Annotated in this window: 13 protein-coding genes and 1 pseudogene; 7 read left to right on the top strand and 7 right to left on the bottom strand. The window is 54.9% G+C overall.

Features of this window, described 5'->3' with window-relative positions; genetic code table 11:
* Positions 1 to 196 precede the first annotated feature (196 nt).
* Both NCT04_RS24190 and NCT04_RS24185 read right to left on the bottom strand, forming a co-directional pair.
* A pseudogene (locus tag NCT04_RS24190) lies at positions 197 to 321 on the bottom strand (IS3 family transposase); the annotation flags it as partial.
* Between the two features lie 63 nt (positions 322 to 384).
* Complete coding sequence (locus NCT04_RS24185; protein ID WP_250468032.1) at positions 385 to 1,266, bottom strand: ATP-grasp fold amidoligase family protein; 882 nt, start codon at positions 1,264 to 1,266, stop codon at positions 385 to 387.
* A 426-nt stretch (positions 1,267 to 1,692) separates the two neighbouring features.
* Between NCT04_RS24185 and NCT04_RS24180 the strand changes: the two genes are divergently transcribed.
* Positions 1,693 to 2,871 (top strand): glycosyltransferase family 4 protein, encoded by a 1,179-nt coding sequence (locus tag NCT04_RS24180; RefSeq protein ID WP_250468031.1) that lies wholly within the window; start codon positions 1,693 to 1,695, stop codon positions 2,869 to 2,871.
* A 68-nt stretch (positions 2,872 to 2,939) separates the two neighbouring features.
* Here the strand turns inward: NCT04_RS24180 and NCT04_RS24175 are convergent, their stop codons facing one another.
* From NCT04_RS24175 to NCT04_RS24165, 3 genes are all read right to left on the bottom strand, one after another.
* Positions 2,940 to 4,313 carry a UDP-glucose dehydrogenase family protein gene (locus tag NCT04_RS24175; protein ID WP_250468030.1) on the bottom strand — a complete coding sequence of 458 codons (1,374 nt, stop codon included), beginning with the start codon at positions 4,311 to 4,313 and terminating at the stop codon, positions 2,940 to 2,942.
* A gap of 65 nt (positions 4,314 to 4,378) precedes the next feature.
* Positions 4,379 to 4,711, bottom strand: coding sequence for a hypothetical protein (locus NCT04_RS24170; RefSeq protein ID WP_250468029.1), 333 nt, complete (start codon positions 4,709 to 4,711; stop codon positions 4,379 to 4,381).
* A gap of 73 nt (positions 4,712 to 4,784) precedes the next feature.
* Positions 4,785 to 5,510 (bottom strand): Crp/Fnr family transcriptional regulator, encoded by a 726-nt coding sequence (locus NCT04_RS24165; protein WP_244831387.1) that lies wholly within the window; start codon positions 5,508 to 5,510, stop codon positions 4,785 to 4,787.
* A gap of 1,527 nt (positions 5,511 to 7,037) precedes the next feature.
* On the opposite strand from NCT04_RS24165, the gene NCT04_RS24160 reads away from it, so the two are divergent.
* Together NCT04_RS24160 and NCT04_RS24155 are read left to right on the top strand one after the other, a co-directional pair.
* Positions 7,038 to 8,153: a glycosyltransferase family 4 protein gene (locus NCT04_RS24160; protein ID WP_250468028.1), complete on the top strand. Its 1,116-nt coding sequence runs from the start codon at positions 7,038 to 7,040 to the stop codon at positions 8,151 to 8,153.
* Between the two features lie 75 nt (positions 8,154 to 8,228).
* A complete protein-coding gene (locus NCT04_RS24155) occupies positions 8,229 to 9,446 on the top strand; it encodes a glycosyltransferase family 4 protein (protein ID WP_250468027.1) in 1,218 nt (405 codons plus the stop codon).
* A gap of 47 nt (positions 9,447 to 9,493) precedes the next feature.
* On the opposite strand, the gene NCT04_RS24150 is transcribed toward NCT04_RS24155, so the two are convergent.
* Positions 9,494 to 10,753, bottom strand: coding sequence for an oligosaccharide flippase family protein (locus tag NCT04_RS24150; RefSeq protein ID WP_250468026.1), 1,260 nt, complete (start codon positions 10,751 to 10,753; stop codon positions 9,494 to 9,496).
* A gap of 522 nt (positions 10,754 to 11,275) precedes the next feature.
* Here NCT04_RS24150 and NCT04_RS24145 point away from each other — a divergent pair.
* The 4 genes from NCT04_RS24145 to NCT04_RS24130 all read left to right on the top strand — a co-directional run bounded on the left by NCT04_RS24145 (position 11,276) and on the right by NCT04_RS24130 (position 18,422).
* A complete protein-coding gene (locus NCT04_RS24145) occupies positions 11,276 to 12,775 on the top strand; it encodes a tyrosinase family protein (protein ID WP_250468025.1) in 1,500 nt (499 codons plus the stop codon).
* Between the two features lie 477 nt (positions 12,776 to 13,252).
* Positions 13,253 to 15,562, top strand: a complete 2,310-nt coding sequence (locus NCT04_RS24140) for a polysaccharide biosynthesis tyrosine autokinase (protein WP_250468024.1) — start codon at positions 13,253 to 13,255, stop codon at positions 15,560 to 15,562.
* Positions 15,563 to 15,678: 116 nt separating this feature from the next.
* Positions 15,679 to 17,124, top strand: coding sequence for a hypothetical protein (locus tag NCT04_RS24135; RefSeq protein ID WP_250468023.1), 1,446 nt, complete (start codon positions 15,679 to 15,681; stop codon positions 17,122 to 17,124).
* Positions 17,125 to 17,189: 65 nt separating this feature from the next.
* Positions 17,190 to 18,422, top strand: coding sequence for an O-antigen ligase family protein (locus NCT04_RS24130; protein ID WP_502800701.1), 1,233 nt, complete (start codon positions 17,190 to 17,192; stop codon positions 18,420 to 18,422).
* Between the two features lie 37 nt (positions 18,423 to 18,459).
* Here NCT04_RS24130 and NCT04_RS24125 read toward each other — a convergent pair whose 3' ends face one another.
* Positions 18,460 to 19,788, bottom strand: coding sequence for a hypothetical protein (locus tag NCT04_RS24125; protein WP_250468022.1), 1,329 nt, complete (start codon positions 19,786 to 19,788; stop codon positions 18,460 to 18,462).
* Between the last annotated feature and the right edge of the window lie 238 nt (positions 19,789 to 20,026).

Below are 20,026 nucleotides of genomic sequence, written 5' to 3'. Positions count from 1 at the left end.
AACGCGATGATGCTCAGAAGTGCCGAAATGCGGGCAGCCTCGGTGGGGAAACTGTCTTCTTTGGAAGCAGGAACCGACCCCAAACCGGACATTTCAATTTAGCCGGATATCGGACATTTCAAATTGGCCTCGACATGCGTGTAGCGGCAGTATCCTAGTGTCGTGTTTGGGGATGCGGAGGAATTCTTGGACTGCCTCATATCGTCAGCCCGAGGCTCGCCCGGTATTCAATCGGAGTGAGTGCGCCAAGCGAGATCTCGATCCGCTTCTCGTGTACCAGCGAATGTACGAATCAACGGCCTCAATGAATTGACCGATGCTGCGGTACAAGCAGGCGGCGCATAGCCTTCGCCCGACGCCCGGGCAAAGGCATAAGCGACCAATCTAACCCACCCCCTTAACCTCCATCAACCTCCCCCACTCGTAATCGACGATATCCGGATGCATGGGAAACACGCCTGCACCCGGCGTGAAGGTTAACTCGCCGAAAAGGATTCGATCGTCCGGTGCGTAAAGATCTACCCGCACATATTCGAAGCCTTCCGCAAGGCTAACGGCGACCGAGATCAACTCATCAAAGCACTGCGGTCGCGGCGCCGCGACCTCACTACGCGGATAGTGGCCGATCGCAATATCGAGCCGGTTCCAGTTCCCGTCATACATGTCGCCACGTGGATGCTCGCCAAACCGGTCCGAAATGAGCGCGATGTAAATCGTGGGCTGGCTGTCTCTTCCGTTAAAAAAGCAATGGATCTTGATGTCAGCAGGAACGGCACCGCTGGAATCGAGTAAAAGCTCTTCAAAGAAAATGCGCGGCTTGATGGTCCGATAGTGACGCTCCCGCGCTATGCGATAGAAGTCGGTGATCAGCCATTCGCGCGCAAGCGCGTCGAGCTCCTCGAAGGACGTCTCGGCCTTGTCGCGAACTAGCTTGACGAAACCACTACCGTGATTCGCCTTCATCACAAAGCTTGTCGGCAGAAAATCGAACTCCTCGCGGGTGAACCTCTCTGGTGTGGCGATTATATTGGTCAGGTATCGCTCACCGACCTTGCGCTGAACGTAGTCGCGCACATTGAGCTTGTCCGCAAGGTCCGCATACCGGGGGTCCGGAAAAAGACACCGGTACAGAATCTTCTCGTTGAACGTCTCGGGAGCGCGCACGTTGGGAAAACGTCCTACCTTGTGACGATGGTAGAGCATGAGATACGCGGTATCAGGGAGCCACCCCTTTGCACCGTTGAACAGTCTCCTCGGAAGCGACATCCCTCTCTCCTTAAGAATTTCTATGTAGCGCTTGCTGTGATCCATCCATTCGAGCCCACAAGCCACTGCGTCACCTTACTCGGTGACCTCGTCTTGTGAATGCACGGTCATGCAAGGAAGAACTCTCGAAACTTTCGATTGGTTGACCACAGTATGAACAGCTCGAATGCTCGACGTTGTGCGCTAACCAACAGACGTACGATCTGCGTTTTTAAGCACGACGTCCGGTCATTCTTTACTGGAAACGATATACGCGGCAGGGCAAAACGCCCGAAACAATTTCACCTATTTTGAGGATTCCCTTGCAATTCGTTGGCGGCCATCGAAGTGTTAGGTACACCACAAAAATTGGGATTTCTACCTAGGACCATAAGGCCTTAAGCCTAAGAAAGTCTCCTCATTCGTTTCTCTAAACGAGGGAAAACCGTGAAAATTGCGATTGTCCATGATTGGCTCGTGGTGTCTGGAGGCGCGGAAAAAGTTCTGCAGCAAATTATCGAGTGCTTTCCAGGCGCCGAGATTTACACCATCGTTGACTTTCTTAAAGACCGTGCCTGCGTCAAGGATTGCAAAGTACACCCGTCCTTCATTCAAAAAATGCCCTTTGCAAAAAAGCGCTACAGGTCTTATCTGGCGCTAATGCCTATAGCAATCGAGCAGCTCGATCTTTCAAGCTACGATCTCATCATTTCCAGCTCTTACGCGGTTGCCAAGGGAGTAATTACCGGGCCGGATCAGCTTCATGTCAGCTATGTTCATTCGCCGGTTCGCTATGCCTGGGACCTGCAGCATCAATATCTCAACGAAGCAGGCCTGACCAAGGGGTTGAAGTCGGTCATGGCGCGGCTTTTGCTGCACTATATTCGCGTATGGGACGCACGCTCGACCAACGGCGTGGATTATCTGATCGCCAATTCGCACTTCATCGCGCGCCGTATCAGGAAGGCTTACCAACGTGACTCGACTGTGATTTATCCTCCGGTCGATGTGCGTTCACTTCCCATGCGAACACAGAAAGACGACTTCTATTTGACCGCATCGCGACTTGTACCGTACAAGCGCATCGACCTTATCGTAAAGGCGTTTTCCCGCACGCCGGAGCGGCGTCTTGTCGTGATCGGGGACGGTCCTGACATGCATAAGATTCGTGCGTCCGCAGGTCCGAACGTCGAGATCCTCGGCTATCAGTCATTCGAAGTCTTGCGTGACCACATGCAGCGCGCGCGCGCTTTCGTGTATGCGGCCGAGGAGGACTTCGGCATATCGATCATAGAAGCCCAAGCATGCGGCACGCCGGTCGTCACGTTCGGCAAAGGCGGCGCACTGGAGACGGTGATCGGCCTGCCACGCGAACGCCCCACAGGCCTCTTCTTCAAGGAGCCAACGTGTGAGTCGCTTATCGATGCCATCGAGCGCTTTGAGCGCAACGCGCATCTGTTCGATCCGCGCGCATGCCGCGAGAATGCCGAAAGATTTTCGACCGAAAAATTCAAGGCGTCGTTCTCGGCGTTCATCGAAGTCAGGCTTGCTCGTTTCCGTGCCGAAAAAGAAGTGGCTCCTGTACCAAGTCGAAGCAATGTAGCGGTGACCGAGTCGCAAGTGTGACCGAACACCTCGGATGCGAAAAAAGGCGTTGCGAGTAATCAACCCGCAACGCCTTTATCTTTTAGGGATTACTTCGGCTCAACCGTGGGCCGACCGATGGCCTCGTAGACAAAGCCCAGCTCCGCCATATTCTCGGGATCGAACAAGTTGCGCCCATCGAAGATTAACGGCTTCTTCAAACCAGCATGCAGCGCTGCGATATCGGGGCTCTTGAACGCTTTCCATTCGGTGACGATTACAAGCGCGTCGGCGTCCTTCACTCCTTCATACTGGTTGCTACAAAATTTAAGCCTTGCGCCGTACGAAGGGTCGTCTGCCAAGTCAAGCGCGAAAACCCGTTGCGCCTCCTCCGAAGAAACCGGATCGTATGCACGAACAGTCGCGCCTCGCTTGAGCAATTCGGCAATCAACCTGCGGCTCGGTGCTTCGCGCATGTCGTCGGTGTTCGGCTTGAAGGCCAGCCCCCAAACCGCAAGTGTTTTCCCCGTCAGGTCCTCACCAAGCCGCGCGCAGACCTTGCTGACAAGCACGTCCTTTTGCGCATGATTCACCGACTCCACCGAGTTCAGTATCTGCAGATCGCGGCCGTACTCATGCGCTGTTTGAATCAATGCACGCACATCCTTAGGGAAACACGAGCCACCGTAGCCGCAACCCGCATAAAGAAAATCGTAGCCGATGCGCGGGTCCGATCCTATGCCACGCCGCACTGCCTCGATGTCCGCGCCCACCATATCGGCGAGATTCGCCAACTCGTTCATGAACGAGATACGCGTCGCAAGCATTGCATTAGCAGCGTACTTCGTGAATTCGGCGGAGCGCACATCCATATACATCGTACGTTCGTGGTTCCGATTGAATGGCGCATAAAGACGCGTAAGCATGGCGCGCGCGCGTTCGCCCGAGGTATCGGACGCGCAGCCAAGTACGATCCGGTCCGGGCGCATGAAGTCGACAACGGCTGCGCCTTCCTTCAGAAACTCAGGATTAGACACGACCGAGAATTGATGATTTACGCCCCTGGCATCAAGCGCTTTTCGCACGGTGTCGGTGACTCTATCTGCTGTGCCGACCGGAACGGTCGACTTGTCGACGATCGTCTTGAAACCTTGCGCGTACTTGCCAATCTGCTCGGCAGCCGCTAATACGTATTGAAGGTCTGCGGAACCATCTTCATCAGGTGGCGTACCTACGCAAATGAACTGTACGTCTCCGTGCTCTACCGCCTTGGCGACGCTCGTCGTAAAGCTGATTCGTCCTGCCTTCACATTGCCCTGAATAAGCTCCTTGAGTCCTGGCTCGTGAATGGGAATGCCGCCCCGGTTAAGCAAATCAATTTTTTCTTGGTCGACATCCATGCAAAGAACGCTGTTGCCCACTTCGGCCAGGCATGCGCCTGTAACAAGGCCAACATAGCCCGTACCAACGACGGTTACTTTCATAAGCCCGCTCACAATAGAAAAGTTAAAAGGGACCGTCTAAGCGGCACGACGGTCAAAAGGCCTTACTAACCACTTCTTGAGACGTCGAGCATGAAATCGACGGTATGCTGGCTAAAGCGACCAATGAGCATGAGCCGACGCTGTGCTTCTTGACCGCCGTATGTTTTTGTTGCGACGATGATTACGGCCAGGCCGCTAGGCGGCTTTGCCTCATCGGCTGGAACACCACGCGTTTCGAAGTCGTCCGGCAATTCGACTCTCGTTGGCCACGCCCTCGCGAGTATCACGCGCTTTATTACCGATCCCGCTTCGTTCCGTATCTCGACCGGCATGGTTAGATCGTTGTCGGCGGTGTCCGTCGATGACGCAGCAAGATTGAGAATGAGCACACGGGCCATCGCAGCATCTCCTGTTCGGTGTCTGAAGCTCGTTGATGCACCTGCTCTTTTGCAAGCGACAAGCTCATTCTCTTTACGGGGTCGTGATCGTCGCTGGTAGCAAGCGATTGAACTCTGCCTTGATAAGACCGTAGCATTCGCAAGCACGCGCTTCGAGCGCCTTGCGATCAAGAACGCGAATGCAGCCGCGCGTCTGATACACGACGCCGTGCGAGTGCAATCTCCCGACTGCTTCGGTGACGCCTTCGCGACGCACCCCCAGCAAGTCGGCGATATGCTGCTGCGTGACGCGCAATTGATTCGATGAAGCCCGGTCGAGCCCGACCAGAAGCCATCGACAGAGTTGACTGCTTAGCGAGTGATACCGATTGCATGCCGCGTTCTGCGCGATCTGCGTGAAGAACGCATGGATATAAAGCATGGAAAGACGATCAAGGAGCCGCGAGCGCTGCAAGTGTTCGCGCAGCAGATGCGCGTCCATGCGGTACGCGGTGCCGCTGCATTCCACTGTGACCATCGTGGGCATGGTGTCGCCTTCCGTTAATACGGGCACGCCAACCATGCCTTCACGCCCTACCGTTGCAATCTCGACCGAGCAATTGCCGTCCAACGCATGTGACAGAGAGATGACCGCGGACGCCGGAAAGTACACATGAAGAAACGAGTCATGTGCATTGCAAAGCACCTGTCCCGCTCGCAACTCGATGATCTCGAGATCGGGTGCGAGCGCCTGCCATTCTTCCAGTGGCAACGCTCGCAACAAATGATTTCCGTGCAGATCCGATTGAAGATTCAGCATAAACTCGCTCTCGTTTTTTTGGGGCGCGTAACAACACGCGCTCTAGAAGGTGAATCAGCTATTCGTTCGAATCTCGTAGCTTTCCGCTAGCGGGCACGGTGGAGGGGTTTGCACCCATCGGATGACGATTCTTCCGGTCTTGGCGGAATTTCGACAACCTTTCCGATCGCTGCTCCAACTTGCTGAAAAGCGACATGAGAACGACCAAAAAAACAAATGTGCACAACACCCAGACAACTGAAGCCGCACGAGCGATGAGAGCGAAGAATGCGCGCGCTCGGTCGATGATCCACATAGACGACTCCGTGAACGAAGGTTCGTAGTCCAAATCCCTTCAAGTCGAGATTGGCCAACCGCGTGCCTCTGTAGGGAGACCGTCGGCATCTCGTACTGGCGGGACGGCGGACACACGGTGGAGCGTTCGCACCGACGCGTTGTCCAATAGGGCTGTTGACTTTCCGCATGATCGTCCTTAGACGAGCGGCGCCCTACTTTGCTCTAAAGATGTTGTCGAATGCTGCGTATCAGTCGAATGCACCTCCAGAGAACAGGTCCTAGGCCTACTAACTATCGTAGATTGCTTACGAGGTTCAATGTGGTCTAGGGCACTAAAGTCCAAAGCGCTCGAAATTTCAATGCTCACATTCCATCAAAACGAAAAAAGTCTTGTTCAACCAATGAGGAGTACGATAAAACGCGTGCCAGCTGCAAAGTGCTTTATGCGATCAAGTACTCAGGTATTAGGTGCCCAGTTAGCTAGCGGAAATCGGGTCTGCTTACCACAAAAAACAACAAATACGCTATGCCGCATTCATCAGACTAATTGGCCGACGTGCTTGATCGAGCTGCATGCTTTCTGTCTGATGAGTTTCGCGCAAACCTTTGCGCGAAAACGTTAGTTGGGACCACCAATTTCAAGATGTCAAGCACATGTAAGGATGAAGCCGATTTTATCAGGGGATTTCGCCAAGCGTAAAGGTAAAGCGCGGAGTCATTAAAGAGTGAACGTACGATCTAAAAAGCGGCAACGTTTTTCAATTTTGAAACAAAACGATTCTTAGTGCTTGCTTTTTTGTATGGCATGTACGTCAGTGTTTTCCCGCACAGAGCCAAATATAGCGGCAAGAAAAACTTCCTGTGTGTCTTCATCACACCAATGCGCGTGCACCACTGACGCCGACTGCACGTGTCGCTGGGCTGGGCTCCTCCATCTCGGACTATTTTGTCCGGGACTCGCCTTCCTTGTCGTTGAGCAATGGTTATCTTCCTCGGAGAGCTTTCCATGAAAGCAGTGCAATTTGCGCTGGAGCGAATTAGGAAGTCGATTAACACCGCTGATGCCTTGAACATGCGGTCATCCGCCGTTCTCGTGTCGGACTTACGGCTTCTAATTGAAGTAGCTGAGACGGCCGAATTGGAACGTCTGACAAATGCAAGTTCACAAATTCCCGTGGCCGAACGATAAGCCTTCGTACCACGTCGTAGCCGGTACGCACCGGAATAATTCGCAGTATTGACGGGGGGTCCATGGGGTTTACCATTAATGGCAAATTTGCATCTCAACGCATCACAGGCGTGCAACGCGTTGCATTTGAATTGACGCGGGCGTTGCAGGCGCAGGCTTCGACTCCGAACGATCTGCCGCTCGTGGTGCCACCCGACGCCAAAGACCTTGGACTAGCCAGCCGCAAATGGCGTTTGCCGCGGTTGCTCAAGGGAAACCTGTGGGAGCAAGTCGTTTTACCGCTCGAATCGGCACAGGACACACTGATCAGCTTGTGCAATACCGGGCCGTTGCTTAAACGTCGCCAACTGGTGATGATTCACGATATGGCGGTTTACGACGTCCCTCAAGCATTCTCGAAAAAGTTTTCTTTTTGGTACCGATTCAAGTTCTCAGTTCTCGCTAAGCAGACCCGACTGATTCTCACCGTATCGGACTTCTCGAAACGGCGCATTTGCCACCATCTAGGCTTAGCGGAATCGCATGTCGAGGTTATTCGTCCCGGCGCGGATCACATGGATCGCATAGAGCCTGATCCGGCTATTCTCACTCATCTATCGCTTGAGAAAGGGAAATTCTGCGTTCTAGTCGGGAGCCTGGATCCTCGCAAGAATCTGCAGCGCGTGCTCGATGCTACGAAGCTGCTCGAAAAAAAATCCGATATCAAGTTTGTCGTGGCGGGAGGAGCAAATCCGCGTGTTTTCGCCGCACAGGACGTGCAGGGCGTCGCGCAATCAGATAAGGTGACTTGGGCAGGTTTTGTATCGGACGGCGAATTGAAGGCGCTGTATGGAAGCGCTGCTTGCCTCGTTTTCCCATCTCTGTATGAGGGTTACGGACTTCCGCCGCTAGAGGCCATGCGTTGCGGGTGTCCGGTCATTACGTCTTCGGAAGCTTCGCTTCCCGAGGTCTGTGGCGACGCGGCCATGTACTGTGATCCGCTTTCAGCCGCTGATATTGCTGCGAAGATCGAAGTGATGACCACACAACACGATGTCCGCGAGTGGCATCGTCAACGCGGATACGCGCGAGCCAACCAGTTCAGGTGGGACCGCGCTGCGTATGCGCTTGCGCAAATTCTCTATGGCGAACGCCACGAAAGTGCGCTTTACTTAAAGACGCAACCTACCAAGGATTAAATAAATACCGTAGTATTACAGATGACTTGCGGAACGCTTCCTGGATCAGCGATAACACCAACTACTGCGGATGCCGTGAAAATACTCATCGCGAACACTTTGTATCATCCGGATTCCGTCGGCGGGGCAGAGATATCGACGCGACTCCTTGCAGAGGGTCTCGTCAAGGCCGGAATGGAAGTGTGCGTAGTTTGCGCTACAGGCGCCGGCGTGGATCGGATCAGCAGACTTAACGGCGTAAAGGTCTACCATCTTCGCTCGGTCAATGTTTATTGGCCGCACAAACCGAAGAAGCATTCGTCTGTCGTCAAGCTCATCTGGCACGCCATCGATCTGCACAACGTGATCATGTCGCGGAAGCTCAAAAATATCATTGCGCGGGAAAAGCCCGACATAGTCAACACGAGCAACCTTTCCTGCCTCTCAATTGACATCTGGCGCGTGGCTCGTAATGCCAACGTGCCTATAGTGCATACAGCTCGCGACTACTATCTCATGTGCCCGACGTCCACCATGTTTTCCGGTGCGAAACCTTGTGAGCGTCAATGCGGCATGTGCTCGTTGTATGCGGGACCAAAGCGTGCCGCATCCGCGAGTGTGGACGTGGCCGTCGGCGTAAGCAGATTTGTCTTGCAGAAGCACGTCGATAATGGCTTCTTCCCAAGCGCAATGCGCACCGAGGTCATCAGCAATTGTTATGTTCCGCTGGACGATGCTGTTCCCATTAAGCGCGTTTCAAAGTACGAAAGCGGCCCTGTACGGCTTGGCGTGCTCGGACGCGTTTCGCCGGAAAAAGGACTTGAGGTTTTGTTCGAGCAGCTTCTTGCGGATCATTCGCTCGAATGGACGCTTGCCATCGGTGGTAAGGGCGATGCGGAATATCTGGGGGAGCTGAAAGAGAACTATGCCGACCCGCGCGTCGAATTCCTGGGGCAAGTGAAGCCTGGCGAATTTCTGGAAGCTATCGACATTCTCATCGTGCCATCGAAATGGAATGAGCCCTTTGGACGCGTGACGGTCGAAGCTTACTCACACGGCGTGCCGGTCGTGGCTGCAAACACAGGTGGAATTCCGGAAGTAATCGAGCCGGGCTCCAACCTTCTCTTCGATATGGAGCAGCCGCACACGCTTATAGACAAACTCCGCGATGCCGTGAAGCTCTTGCAGGACACGTCATTGCACGACCGCTTGCGCCAATACGCCGAAGGTTTTAGCGTTGCCGCGATGGTCGATGCCTATATCGACGTCTATCAAACTGCGTTGACTAAGCCTGTTCTCAAGAACGTCGCTTAAAGCAACCCCATCGCACAATCTATCTCGCCGAGGCGGCGCCTGCCGCTTCATTCGGGAACGCCCTGCTTCAAAAAGAACGGAACTCGCTGCATATAGAGCGTTGTCGCCATGGCGATCGCGACGTATGCCTGCACTGTGAGAAGCGCTGTTGCGGCGCCTAGTTCCGCAAAGAAAGTGGATAGAACGGTCAGAAGCGCAACGTTAAGAACCGCCGCGCCCAAAAGCACGCGCCCAAACTGCGACTTCATTCCAAGGGGCAGCATGGTCTGCACGCCAAAAACATCTGCAATACCTGACAGGAACGGCACGAACGCCATGAGACGCAATACGTCGACTGTAGGCTGATAGTGCGGACCGTAAAGCAATTTCACCGCTAATGGCGCGGCTGTAAAGATGGTCAAAGAGATCAACGCAACAACCGTCCCTTGGAACGCTAGCATTTTTCTCAAGAAGGAAAAAGCCGCATCGCGCGAATGATGCATCAGATAGCTGATGCGCGGATAAGCGGCGGTTTTGAGCGGGCTCATGATGCCTATGGCGGCGCGGATCAGCTTATCGCCCGCAGCGAAGTAGCCGGCGGCAACGTTCCCGGAGATAAGGGCTAACAGCACCGTGTTGCTCGACGCGCTGTATTCATTGATGGCTGTCGCGAGGAAGACGCTCCAGCCGTCCTTGAGAGACTTTGCAATCGAATCCAGCGATACGGAAACAAAGTCGAGCTCACGACGAAAGTAAAGGTACGTCATGATGGTCAGACCCGACATCAAAGGTACGAGCGAATTGACGCCCATTGCCCAGTAAATGTCGTCTCGACTGTGCACGAGCAAATACATCGCGGGAACGCTCAGCACGCGACTCGCAAAGACAATGGCGCCCGTGATGCGCAAGTCTTCGATGCCCTGGAAATACCACGTCGGCGTGAGCATCGCGCCAACGGCAAGGCCAAAGCCTAGGAGGAGAAGTTCGCGATCTTGTGCAAGGCGGTCAAACACGAAAGACAGGGTCAGCAAGATGGTAAAGCCGCCAATCGTGACCACACCCTGCGCGCAAAGCGTCGACCAGAAGACTCGAGAGCGCTCTTCGCGATTGGCGCGGTTGACGGAGATTTGCGGCGTAGCAGTTAAGCCAAAGCCGTAGTTCGTCAAGACAATAAAATAATTAATGAAGGCCAGCGCAAACGCGAGGCGCCCGTACCCCTCCGGTGTAAGCACGCGGGTGAGCAGGGGAAGCGTGAGCAGTGGAACCGCGTAGGTCGATACCTGAAGAAGCAACAAAACCGCAAAATTCTTCCGGAACGAAGAAGCCATATATGTACTCGAGCGTGAAGGGTTTCACGTGTCGCATTCCAGTCACGGGCGAGCACACGCGATGAGTGCGGCAAACAGCGACAGACACAGCCGCGCTAAGCAGCGCTCGAAAAATCGCATGAAAGACCATTAAGTCCTTCAAACTATCGCACTGCGTCATTCGCAAAGGTGCGCTTAGCCGGTTAAGAACACAAGTTCGAAAAATTCAAGCCCTACTATGCGGGCTTACGGGCGGGGCTGCAGCGGTATAAATTCGTTCGTGTCGAAAGCTCGGTGAAAACACTTTGTCGTGTGCGAGACCGTACGATCAGAACGGCATCGAATGCAGTAGAACTTCATATCAACACGTCAATTCCTCGGCTACGCGAACGTTCGAAGTCGCCACCCGCCTGAAGCAGGCTGATCGAGCCCTTGGCTCGTCCGATCCGCCCTTGCCTGAACCTCTTCCGACACGAAAAAGCGCACCAAGATCGCGCTTCGACGGACCCGCATTACTTAGGCAAACTACGTTATGGAGCGCTGATGTCGTATCTCAAACTTGACCGTCGCACTTTCCTGGGCGCCTCTGCGTCCGCATTACTTGTGGCTCCCTTTCCACAAAACGCACTGGCTACCACGACATACGTACGCCTCGAATGGGAGCAATTCAAGCTGACGCCACAATATGGATCGTTCATTAACGCTCTGCAGACCATGATGGCAAACAAGACGGCCAGCAGTCCCAATTCCTGGCTGTACTGGGCGAACGTGCATGCTAATTACTGTCCGCATAAGATGCCATATTTTTTGGCTTGGCATCGCGGATATCTTTATTACCTGGAGAAGCAGTTGCGGATCGTGTCCGGTGACAACGCTCTGACGCTGCCGTACTGGGATTGGTTTCACACACCAAGCATCCCACCAGAATTCACCGATTCGGCTAGCGGCAACCCGCTTTTTTGTCCGCGGCTAAACAACAATGTGTACTCGTCGCTGGACCTGTCGCCATTCGCCGCCACGACCGTAAATTTTCAGCGCGGGACCGCTAACTCCTTCGAGGAAAAATTCGAAACCGCGCCTCACAATCCGGTGCACAACCTGATCGGCAACGTCATGGCAACAATGCAATCGCCGCGCGATCCTATTTTTTACCTGCATCATGCAAACGTGGATCGCCTCTGGCATGCATGGGCCTTGCCTGATGGCAGAACCATGCCTGTTCCGACTGCAGCTTACTGGGCAGGCACGTTCACCTATGCAACGGGATTAACCATCAAAAAGTCCGACTGTTATTCGAACCGTCGCACGCTTGGCTACGATTACGCCAACACCAATCGCCCTACCGCGCTTCCGCCGCAGGCAAATGCAGCGCACATTATTCGCGTCCAGGCGCAAATCACACCGCTTCGCTCGCGCCCGGCACTCGTGAGCCTTGCCGCCACACCCGCACGCACGCTTGCCACCGGACGACGCGCAATAGGCGGCGTGAAAGGCTTGGCACTACGAGAAGCATCGGTCAGCGTTCGCGTAACGACGGAAGCGAGTTCGACGCAAGACCTTCAGGATTTACTATCCGCAAAGTCGATTGCCTCGTCCACGGACGCTAAAAGCTCATCGGCAACGCAGGCGCTAGCCGTCCCTGCAAGTCGTTATCGGTCGGTCAAGATTGTCTTCGACGGACTCGCCTTGACGCGCGCAGGCGCTGCTGGCGGATACTTCTATAACGTCTATCTCAACTTGCCAGATAAGGTCGACGCCGAAACCGCCAAATCCACCTATTTTATTGGCACGCTCGGTCCATTCGAGATAGCCGGGGCTGCGCATCACGGCGACGTCGAGCTTGAATTTCCCGCAACCGAGGCGCTTGCCAAGATGGGCGCTGGCGCGACCCGAGAGTATGTCGTTTCCTTAGTGCGCGTGAACGGATCCGAGACGGCAAAAGGCGAGGTCATGACAGTAGGCGAAGTTCGCGTCGAATTAACCAACGACGCGCCGTTTATCGTTCAGCCCGCAGTCTCGCGCAAACCGGGCGATGCCTATTAAATGCTTATGAGGCGTCGTGTTTATCGTTCTATTTTTTTAGATGAAGACGCCTCACTTATCCCTTTTTGGGCCGGTTCAGAACCGCCTGGCATGCGTTTGCCGTATGCGCGCAAATTTTGTCAATGCAACTTGCGCGAAGCGCGCTTCCGTACGTGTGTGAGGAGGACCACATTTCCAAAAAACTCTCCCAAGGTAAATTGGGTTCAGCCTCTTCAAAGGCACGATAGGCGTTAAAGCCTGACTCTGATGTGACATTTAGAGTTCTTTATTTCGAAGGTCACTAATTTGAAAGAAAGATCGTCTAAGACGCGGCGACCAACCAAGGTCAAACGTGTCTTCGTTTGCGCGGTTCCACCGTGCTTAGCCTCGTCTTGCGATTGATCGCCGCTCACGCGTAGCGCGTTTGTGATAGTGCGGCCCGGTTTTAACCGGGCATTCGTAAGCTTTCTATCCTGTTCCACGCTCCGGGAAATACACGTGAAAGACTCCGTCGCCACACATATGCCTGATTTTAGCCACGAGCGCGGCCAGTTATCTGTGCGCGCCATGTTGGCTCTCATGAGAGATCATTACAAGGAAATTCTCCTTGTGGCGCTTGGCGTCACATTGATCGCGGTCGCGTATGCATTTCTCGCCACGCCTCAATATCAAGGCGATGCGGTGGTCAGAGTCGATCCAACGGAGCCCAATGCGCTTGGCATCGCCCTGCAGAATCAGGATGCGCAAGTATTGATGAACCCGTCTCCTGGCGCCGAAATGGCGGTCATGACGAGCCGATCCGTGCTTCAGCCGGTCATCGAAAAATATCGATTCGATGTCGCCGTGATTCCGAAGCAGATCCCTATTATCGGGTCGCTCGCGAATAAATTGGCTACGCCGGGAAGGCCCGCGTCTCCTTGGCTTGGGCTCAGCTCATTCGCGTGGGGTGGCGAGCAACTGCAGGTTGCTTCGTTCGACGTGCCGCATGAACTGGAAGAAGAGAAATTCACTTTGACGGCAGGTGCTGATGGGCATTATCAGCTTTCGGGTCCCTCCGGCGAATTGCTCATTGCGGGCGTCGCTGGCAAGCCGGCCAGCGCCAACGGTGTATCGCTCGATATCAAGAAGATCGTCGCTCGCCCGGGTACCGACTTCACTTTGATCCGCTATAACTCGCGCGATGCCGTAGCGCGTTTCACCGACCTGCTGCAAGTGCAGGACATGGCTAAAGACACGGGCGTCATCGAATTTACATTCCTCGACAGCAACCCTTGGAAAGCGGCTCAAGTGACGAACTCACTTGTCGATCAGTACATTGCCACCGCGGTGGCCGCGAAGCAACGCTCGGACAGCGCCACGTTGGAGTTTATCAATCAGGAATTGCCGAGATTGAAGGCGGATCTCAAGCGCTCGGAACTGGCGCTCAACGAATACCGTTCCAGAGCCAAGGCATTGCAACCGACCGCAGAGTCGCAAGCGTATCTTCAAGGTGGCATCGAACTGCAAAAGCAATATGCAGCTTTGCAGATGGAGAGGACTCAGCTTCTGAATCGCTTCCAGCCGAGCAGCCGCTGGATAGTGAATATCGACGATCAGCTCAACGATCTCAAGCGCGCAATGTCGACGCTGGACACGCGCTTCTCCGAGATGCCGTCCTCCGAGCGCCAGAGCCTCGATCTTGAACGTGACGCCAAAGTTGCCGAAACGATTTACCTTGGGATGGTGCAGAAGTCGGAGCAGCTCTCCGTGCGGCGTGCGAGCTCGACAGGTGGCGCGCATATTGTCGACTACGCCATCACGCCTTTGCATCAGGTCAAACCTAATCGACTTCTCGTGATTGGTGGCGGTGTGTTTGTCGGGCTCATCTTTGGCGTGTTCTCGGTCTTCATCCGCAAGCACGTCATGACTGGCGTCACTGACCCGTCATACATCGAAGAGCTTAGCGTTCCGCTCATCGGTGCCGTCTATTTCAGCCAGCATCAGATGATGTATTCGAAGAGCGCTGCCCAACGGCTCGCCTTGCCTTCCGGCTCATCAAGAATTCCGGGCAAGCGTTCAACTGGCATTGCGGCGCCCTACCGGTCCAAACGTAGAAGCGCTGATCCGTTCCGTGACGATCATCTGGCGTTGCTTGCCGCGCAATACCCGCAAGACCCGGCGGTCGAAGCGATCAGAGAGGTGTGCTCGCCCCTACTCAATGACCTCAGTCATATCCCAAACAAAGTCATCTGTCTGACCGGACCGACACCAGGCGCTGGCAAGAGCTTTATCGCGGCTAATCTCGCGGCAGTGCTTGCGGAGATCGGTCATCGCGTGCTTCTCATCGATGGCGACATGCGTCGTGGACGTCTTGCATCGCTATTCGGTCAAGGCAACGCTGGCGGCCTGCATGAAGTACTGCGCGGCGATCGTGATCTACACTCGGTGGTACGGTCTGTAGGCGTGGATGGCCTTTCATTCATGTCATGCGGATCGCGCGGCGCAAATCCAGCCATGCTCTTGATGAAGACATCGTTCGATGAGGTATTGAGGGACTTGAGACCGCTCTTTGACGTGATCGTCATCGACACGCCGCCGATGCTCGCGGTGGGCGACGCTTCTATCGTTGCAACCAAGGCCGACGCCACTTTACTCGTGCTGCGTTCGGGCTTGCAGAGTGAGAAAGAAATTTCGGAGACGGTCAAGAAGCTTGAGAGATCCGACGCGCGCGTGCTCGGCGCGGTCTTCAACGCTATTCCGATACGCCGTAGCGACAAGAGCTATAGCTACATCATGGCGGACACCGCAGCGGCGGCACAACCGGGCTAAGCAACGAAGCACATCGCGTTTCTTCTTGCAGCGAATGCTAGCCGCCTTAGCGACTAGTATTCGTCGCCGCCTTGCGCGGCTTGCCCGCGGCATTACAGTCTCTTTGCCTGAATACCTTGACTAACGATCCTTCGATCCCAGAAAGCGCATTTTCCAAGCTATTTGAAAAGCGACGCACGCTTTTGCGACTGGCCTGCCTTAGCGCAGCGCCGGCGCTAAGCGTTCACGCGTTGAATTCACAAGCGCAAGGCAATTGTCCAGCCCTTAGCACCGGACCGCGACGCATTACAGACCTCATCGGCTCGAATGGTTTTCCTCAGACGCCTACCGACATCTGTATGTGGCGCGAAATGGGATTGACTTGGGGCCGTGACTCGGTGGGACCTGGTCAGCCGAATTCTTCAAGCGACGCAATGATCGTCTCGAAGACGAGTCCGGGTTTCGACGTGGACTTGTCGAGCTGCATTTTAAGGAACAATCAAAACGGCGTGCATACGCTGCTCTATCTTGGCTATACGCCGAAGTGGAACGCGAGCGTTGACGGCGATTCGAAATCCGCGCCTAAGGACGTGAGCTATTGGCAGAAATATGTCGAAGCGGCCGTTAGCAAGTACAGCGCGCCTCCGTACAACGTGAAGTATTTCCAGATCTGGAATGAAGCGGCCGGGCGCTTGTCGGGGGGATCGCCGCAGGCGACTTTCTGGCACGGATCGGGATATAACAAGGACCGTAAGCTCTCGTCCAGCTATGACAGCGCCATGCAGGACTATGTAGACAAGATCCATCTTCCGGCGGCGGCCATCATTAGGAAGTACAAAGGCTATGTTGTTTATGGCGGCTGGCCCGATCAAGGCGGCGTGGATTCGTACGTGAAGTGGCTCGATTATCGCAGCGGCACTTACCAGACTCGCATGATCGACAATGTCGATTATCTCGACACTCACTACATGAGCGTCAAGGATCTGGACAAGCTTTACTCGCGTTACGTGCAGCCTGGGACGGTTCGAGGCATCTGGCAGACGGAGATCGGCGACCGCTACATGATCGATCCACATTACCTGCCTCAGTATTTTTTTTCGTTCGCGGTATGGGCGCTTAAGCGCGGATGGGACGATCCGAACAAATATGTCTCGATGATTTATCACTGGGACGGCTACGATCCATTCCGACTCACCAAGCGTGGCACGCCACGTACCTATAACGTCCCCGGCCGCACATTGATCGTTCTCTGCTCGACGCTTCGCGGCACGCTTTCGCCCTATACAGGCCAAGTCACGGCAAGCGACGACAAGAGTCCTCAGGCGCTGTACTCGGACAACGATCTGATCGTCCTGGTCGGCTCTTCCCCAGGACAATCGACCGTACAGTTGAGTGATGGTAGCAAGCTTGCAAGCGGCGGATTGGATGCATCGCTGATAGATGCAGTTACCGGCGCCGTGTCGACGGCTCAGGTCGAAAAGCGTCAGGGCAGTCAGATCAACGTGAGCTTTTCTACGCCTGCCGCACTCGGCACCGGCGAAAAAAAGCATCTCAGCTATCTTGTTCTGCGGCGTAAGGCCTGAGCTCAAGCATTAAATCAAGGGGACTCAGCATGGTCTACATAACGCTGATTGCGTTGTTGCTGACAGTGACGAACTTCGTGCCGTTAAGCGCGATAGGATTTCTGCCGATCCTTCTTTACGGGTGGCGTTTCTTCGGACGCTCTTACCCTTCGTTCGTCACGCCGCTCGTGGCCTTTGCCGCGTTCGCGACGATATCGACCATATTTTATGATCCCGCTTCTCTCGTCGATTTCGAATTCTATCGTCGCGATGGCAACTTTTACATCTCTTACGCGCCGATACTCGCAGGCTTCTTATACACGCACGACCTCGATCTGAACAAGCTTCTACGCCGCTTCTATATCTTCGCGGTCTGCGTCAACGCTCCGCTTTACGCTTATTATCTGGCACACGCCGGACTGCTCTCGATTCTCAAGCATCCCAGCGATAGCTACGGGAGCTTGTTCATCGCACGAAATGCGGCGGGCGGCTTCCTTGCCATGCTGCTTTGCCTGGGCATTGCAAACTACATGCATAAACCCAGCAAGCCAATGCTTGCGCTCATGGGCGCGAACTTCTTGATGCTTTGGTCGACTTACAGCCGCGGCTCGTTGCTCGGCATCGTGATGATCGTGCCTTACATTGTGCTGGGTCGCAAACGCTGGGTGCTGGCGACCATGATCGCAGGGATGATCCTGGCGTCGCTAGCGGTGGCGCAGTGGCATACGTTACCGCACATCAATTACATGGGCTACACGTTCGCGATCAGCGATCCCGACGAGAAAGTGGCGAATCTTAACATCCGCTATGAATGGTTATGGCCTCGTGCGCTGGCGTACTTCGAGCAGAGTCCTATCGTGGGAATGGGCTTTGGATCGTTCGATGATCGAATAGCCTCATACATCAATTACTTTCACCTATTCGCCCAACCGCTGCGGATCACCACGCATCATAGCGACTCGCACGCGCACAACTCTTACCTCAACTTCCTCGCGGAACTCGGGATCGTTGGACTGGTGTTGATGTTGTCTTTCTACTGGAGGCTGACGGGTTGGTGTCAGCGGAAGGCACAGGAATCGTTGCTCTTGAGAGGCTCGCGCGACTTCGTTGCGCTTCGCTTCGTGGAGCTTTCTTCGGTCTGCCTGATGGTCATGGCGGCCACGGAACACCGCTTGACGTCGCCATCCAACGTGTTACCGCTGGCGCTTGTGCTGTCTCTTGTGGTGTCGTCTCGCGGACTTTCGATGCGCTTTCTTCGCTCGCGCACGGCGAGAGCGCCGGTCAGAAGCGCGCTCGCCGTCCGGCCGGAACCACAGTGAACTCGACCACTATGTTTCCGGTCACTAGCGCGGGCAATCAAGCACCAGAGCGCGCTCGGGCGAAGTTGGTGTAGCTCGAGTACACCGGGTTGATAGGCACGCCGTTGGTCATGATGCCAAAGGTGTGATCGCCGCTATCGAGCACGTAGTACATGGTCGACTGGATGTTGTGCGTCTTGCGTGCGTTGTAGAACGACTGCAGGCGCGATTGGACAAACGTGGCGCGGTAAGCATCGGTCTGCTCGGGATTCGCGTTCCACTCGGTGATCATGAAAGGAACACCGTAGCGTGCCTTGCAGTACTGCGGCAAATCGAAGTGAGGTCCCGCGCCGTCCGAACCGATATCAAACAAGTCGCCGTACACCTCGTAGTTGTGCCATGTCGTAATGTCCCAGCGAACCTTGGGATGCCCGCTCGTACCGTCCGGCTGCATGCCGTCCCAAAGTGCATCCGATGCACCGATGTCCGCCACGCAGAAGTTGATGCCGCACTTCGCGTCCGGCTGAATGGCCTTCACACCAGCTATCAGGCCCCGCATGACGCCGCGCATGACGGGCCAGTTCGCGTTGTTGAAATCCACTACGTCCGTACCCGCACGGTTCGAATGCAGCACGGTCTGCGAGCGACGGGTGAGTTCGTTGCCACACTCGTACATGGTCACACCGTGCGGCTTGAGCGCGGCGGCCACAGTCATGCCGGTGTTGTAGGCCGTAGCGTAAGCCGCTGCCTCGCTACCGAACAGATTGCCCGAAGCGTCGGTTAAGCCTTGCTGAACGAGCGCGAGGATTTTGATACCGGTCCCATTCATGGCCGAAGCCATTTTGGCTACGGCGTTGTTCTGCTGCGTGGTGCCGTTACTGCCGAGGCGATACATGGTACAGCCCAAGGCCTTCAGAATAGAGATGGTCTCGGCGGGCGTATAGCGGTAGTCCCAGTGACCATTCATGCCGAAGAAGGTGCCTGCCGGTGCGGCGACGTCGACGCGCGGGTCGTTACATGCGAGCCACTTGTTCGACCAGACATAGAACTGATTGCTCTTGTTCTTCTGGTAGATCTTGCCGCCCGACCAAAGAAGCATGACGACATTTGCAATCGACACAGAGGTCTTGTTCTTGTAGACCATACCGCCTGAGAGCGTCCACACGGCTCCCGTTTTATCGATGATCGACGTTCCGTTAGGGATGGTCGTGCCATCCGCTGACGCGTTCGCTGCTGCCTTGGCAGTCGAATCCGGCAAGGCGGAGTCATCCGAAGCCTTTGCCGACGACTCCGGCAGTTCGCCCACACCTCCGCCACCACAAGCGGACAGCATATAGGTTCCGGGCAGCGCGGTCATGCTAGCTAGAAATTTCCGTCGATTAATCATCGTTTCGTACTTCCGCCAAGTCGGGCGGAAAACTCCCTGAGGTTAGAGATTGATGTCTTCGTGCCCCCTTTAAAGAGGACTGCTAACGGATGAACCAAGGTACTTACGCTATCTGACAGCGTGTCGACCTTGGAAGCTCTAAGGATGGTGATCACCGATGCGCGATGCCGGAAATAACGGCCGTTGCGCGGTGACTAACCCTTGCTGCATCAAAAAACTAAGGAACTTCTGACGACTC

The sequence above is a fragment of the Caballeronia sp. GAFFF2 genome, assembly GCF_023631485.1.
In the GTDB taxonomy this organism is placed as follows: Bacteria; Pseudomonadota; Gammaproteobacteria; order Burkholderiales; family Burkholderiaceae; genus Caballeronia.
Note: the sequence above shows the minus strand (reverse complement) of the source record. Positions and strands in the feature narration are given on the sequence as shown.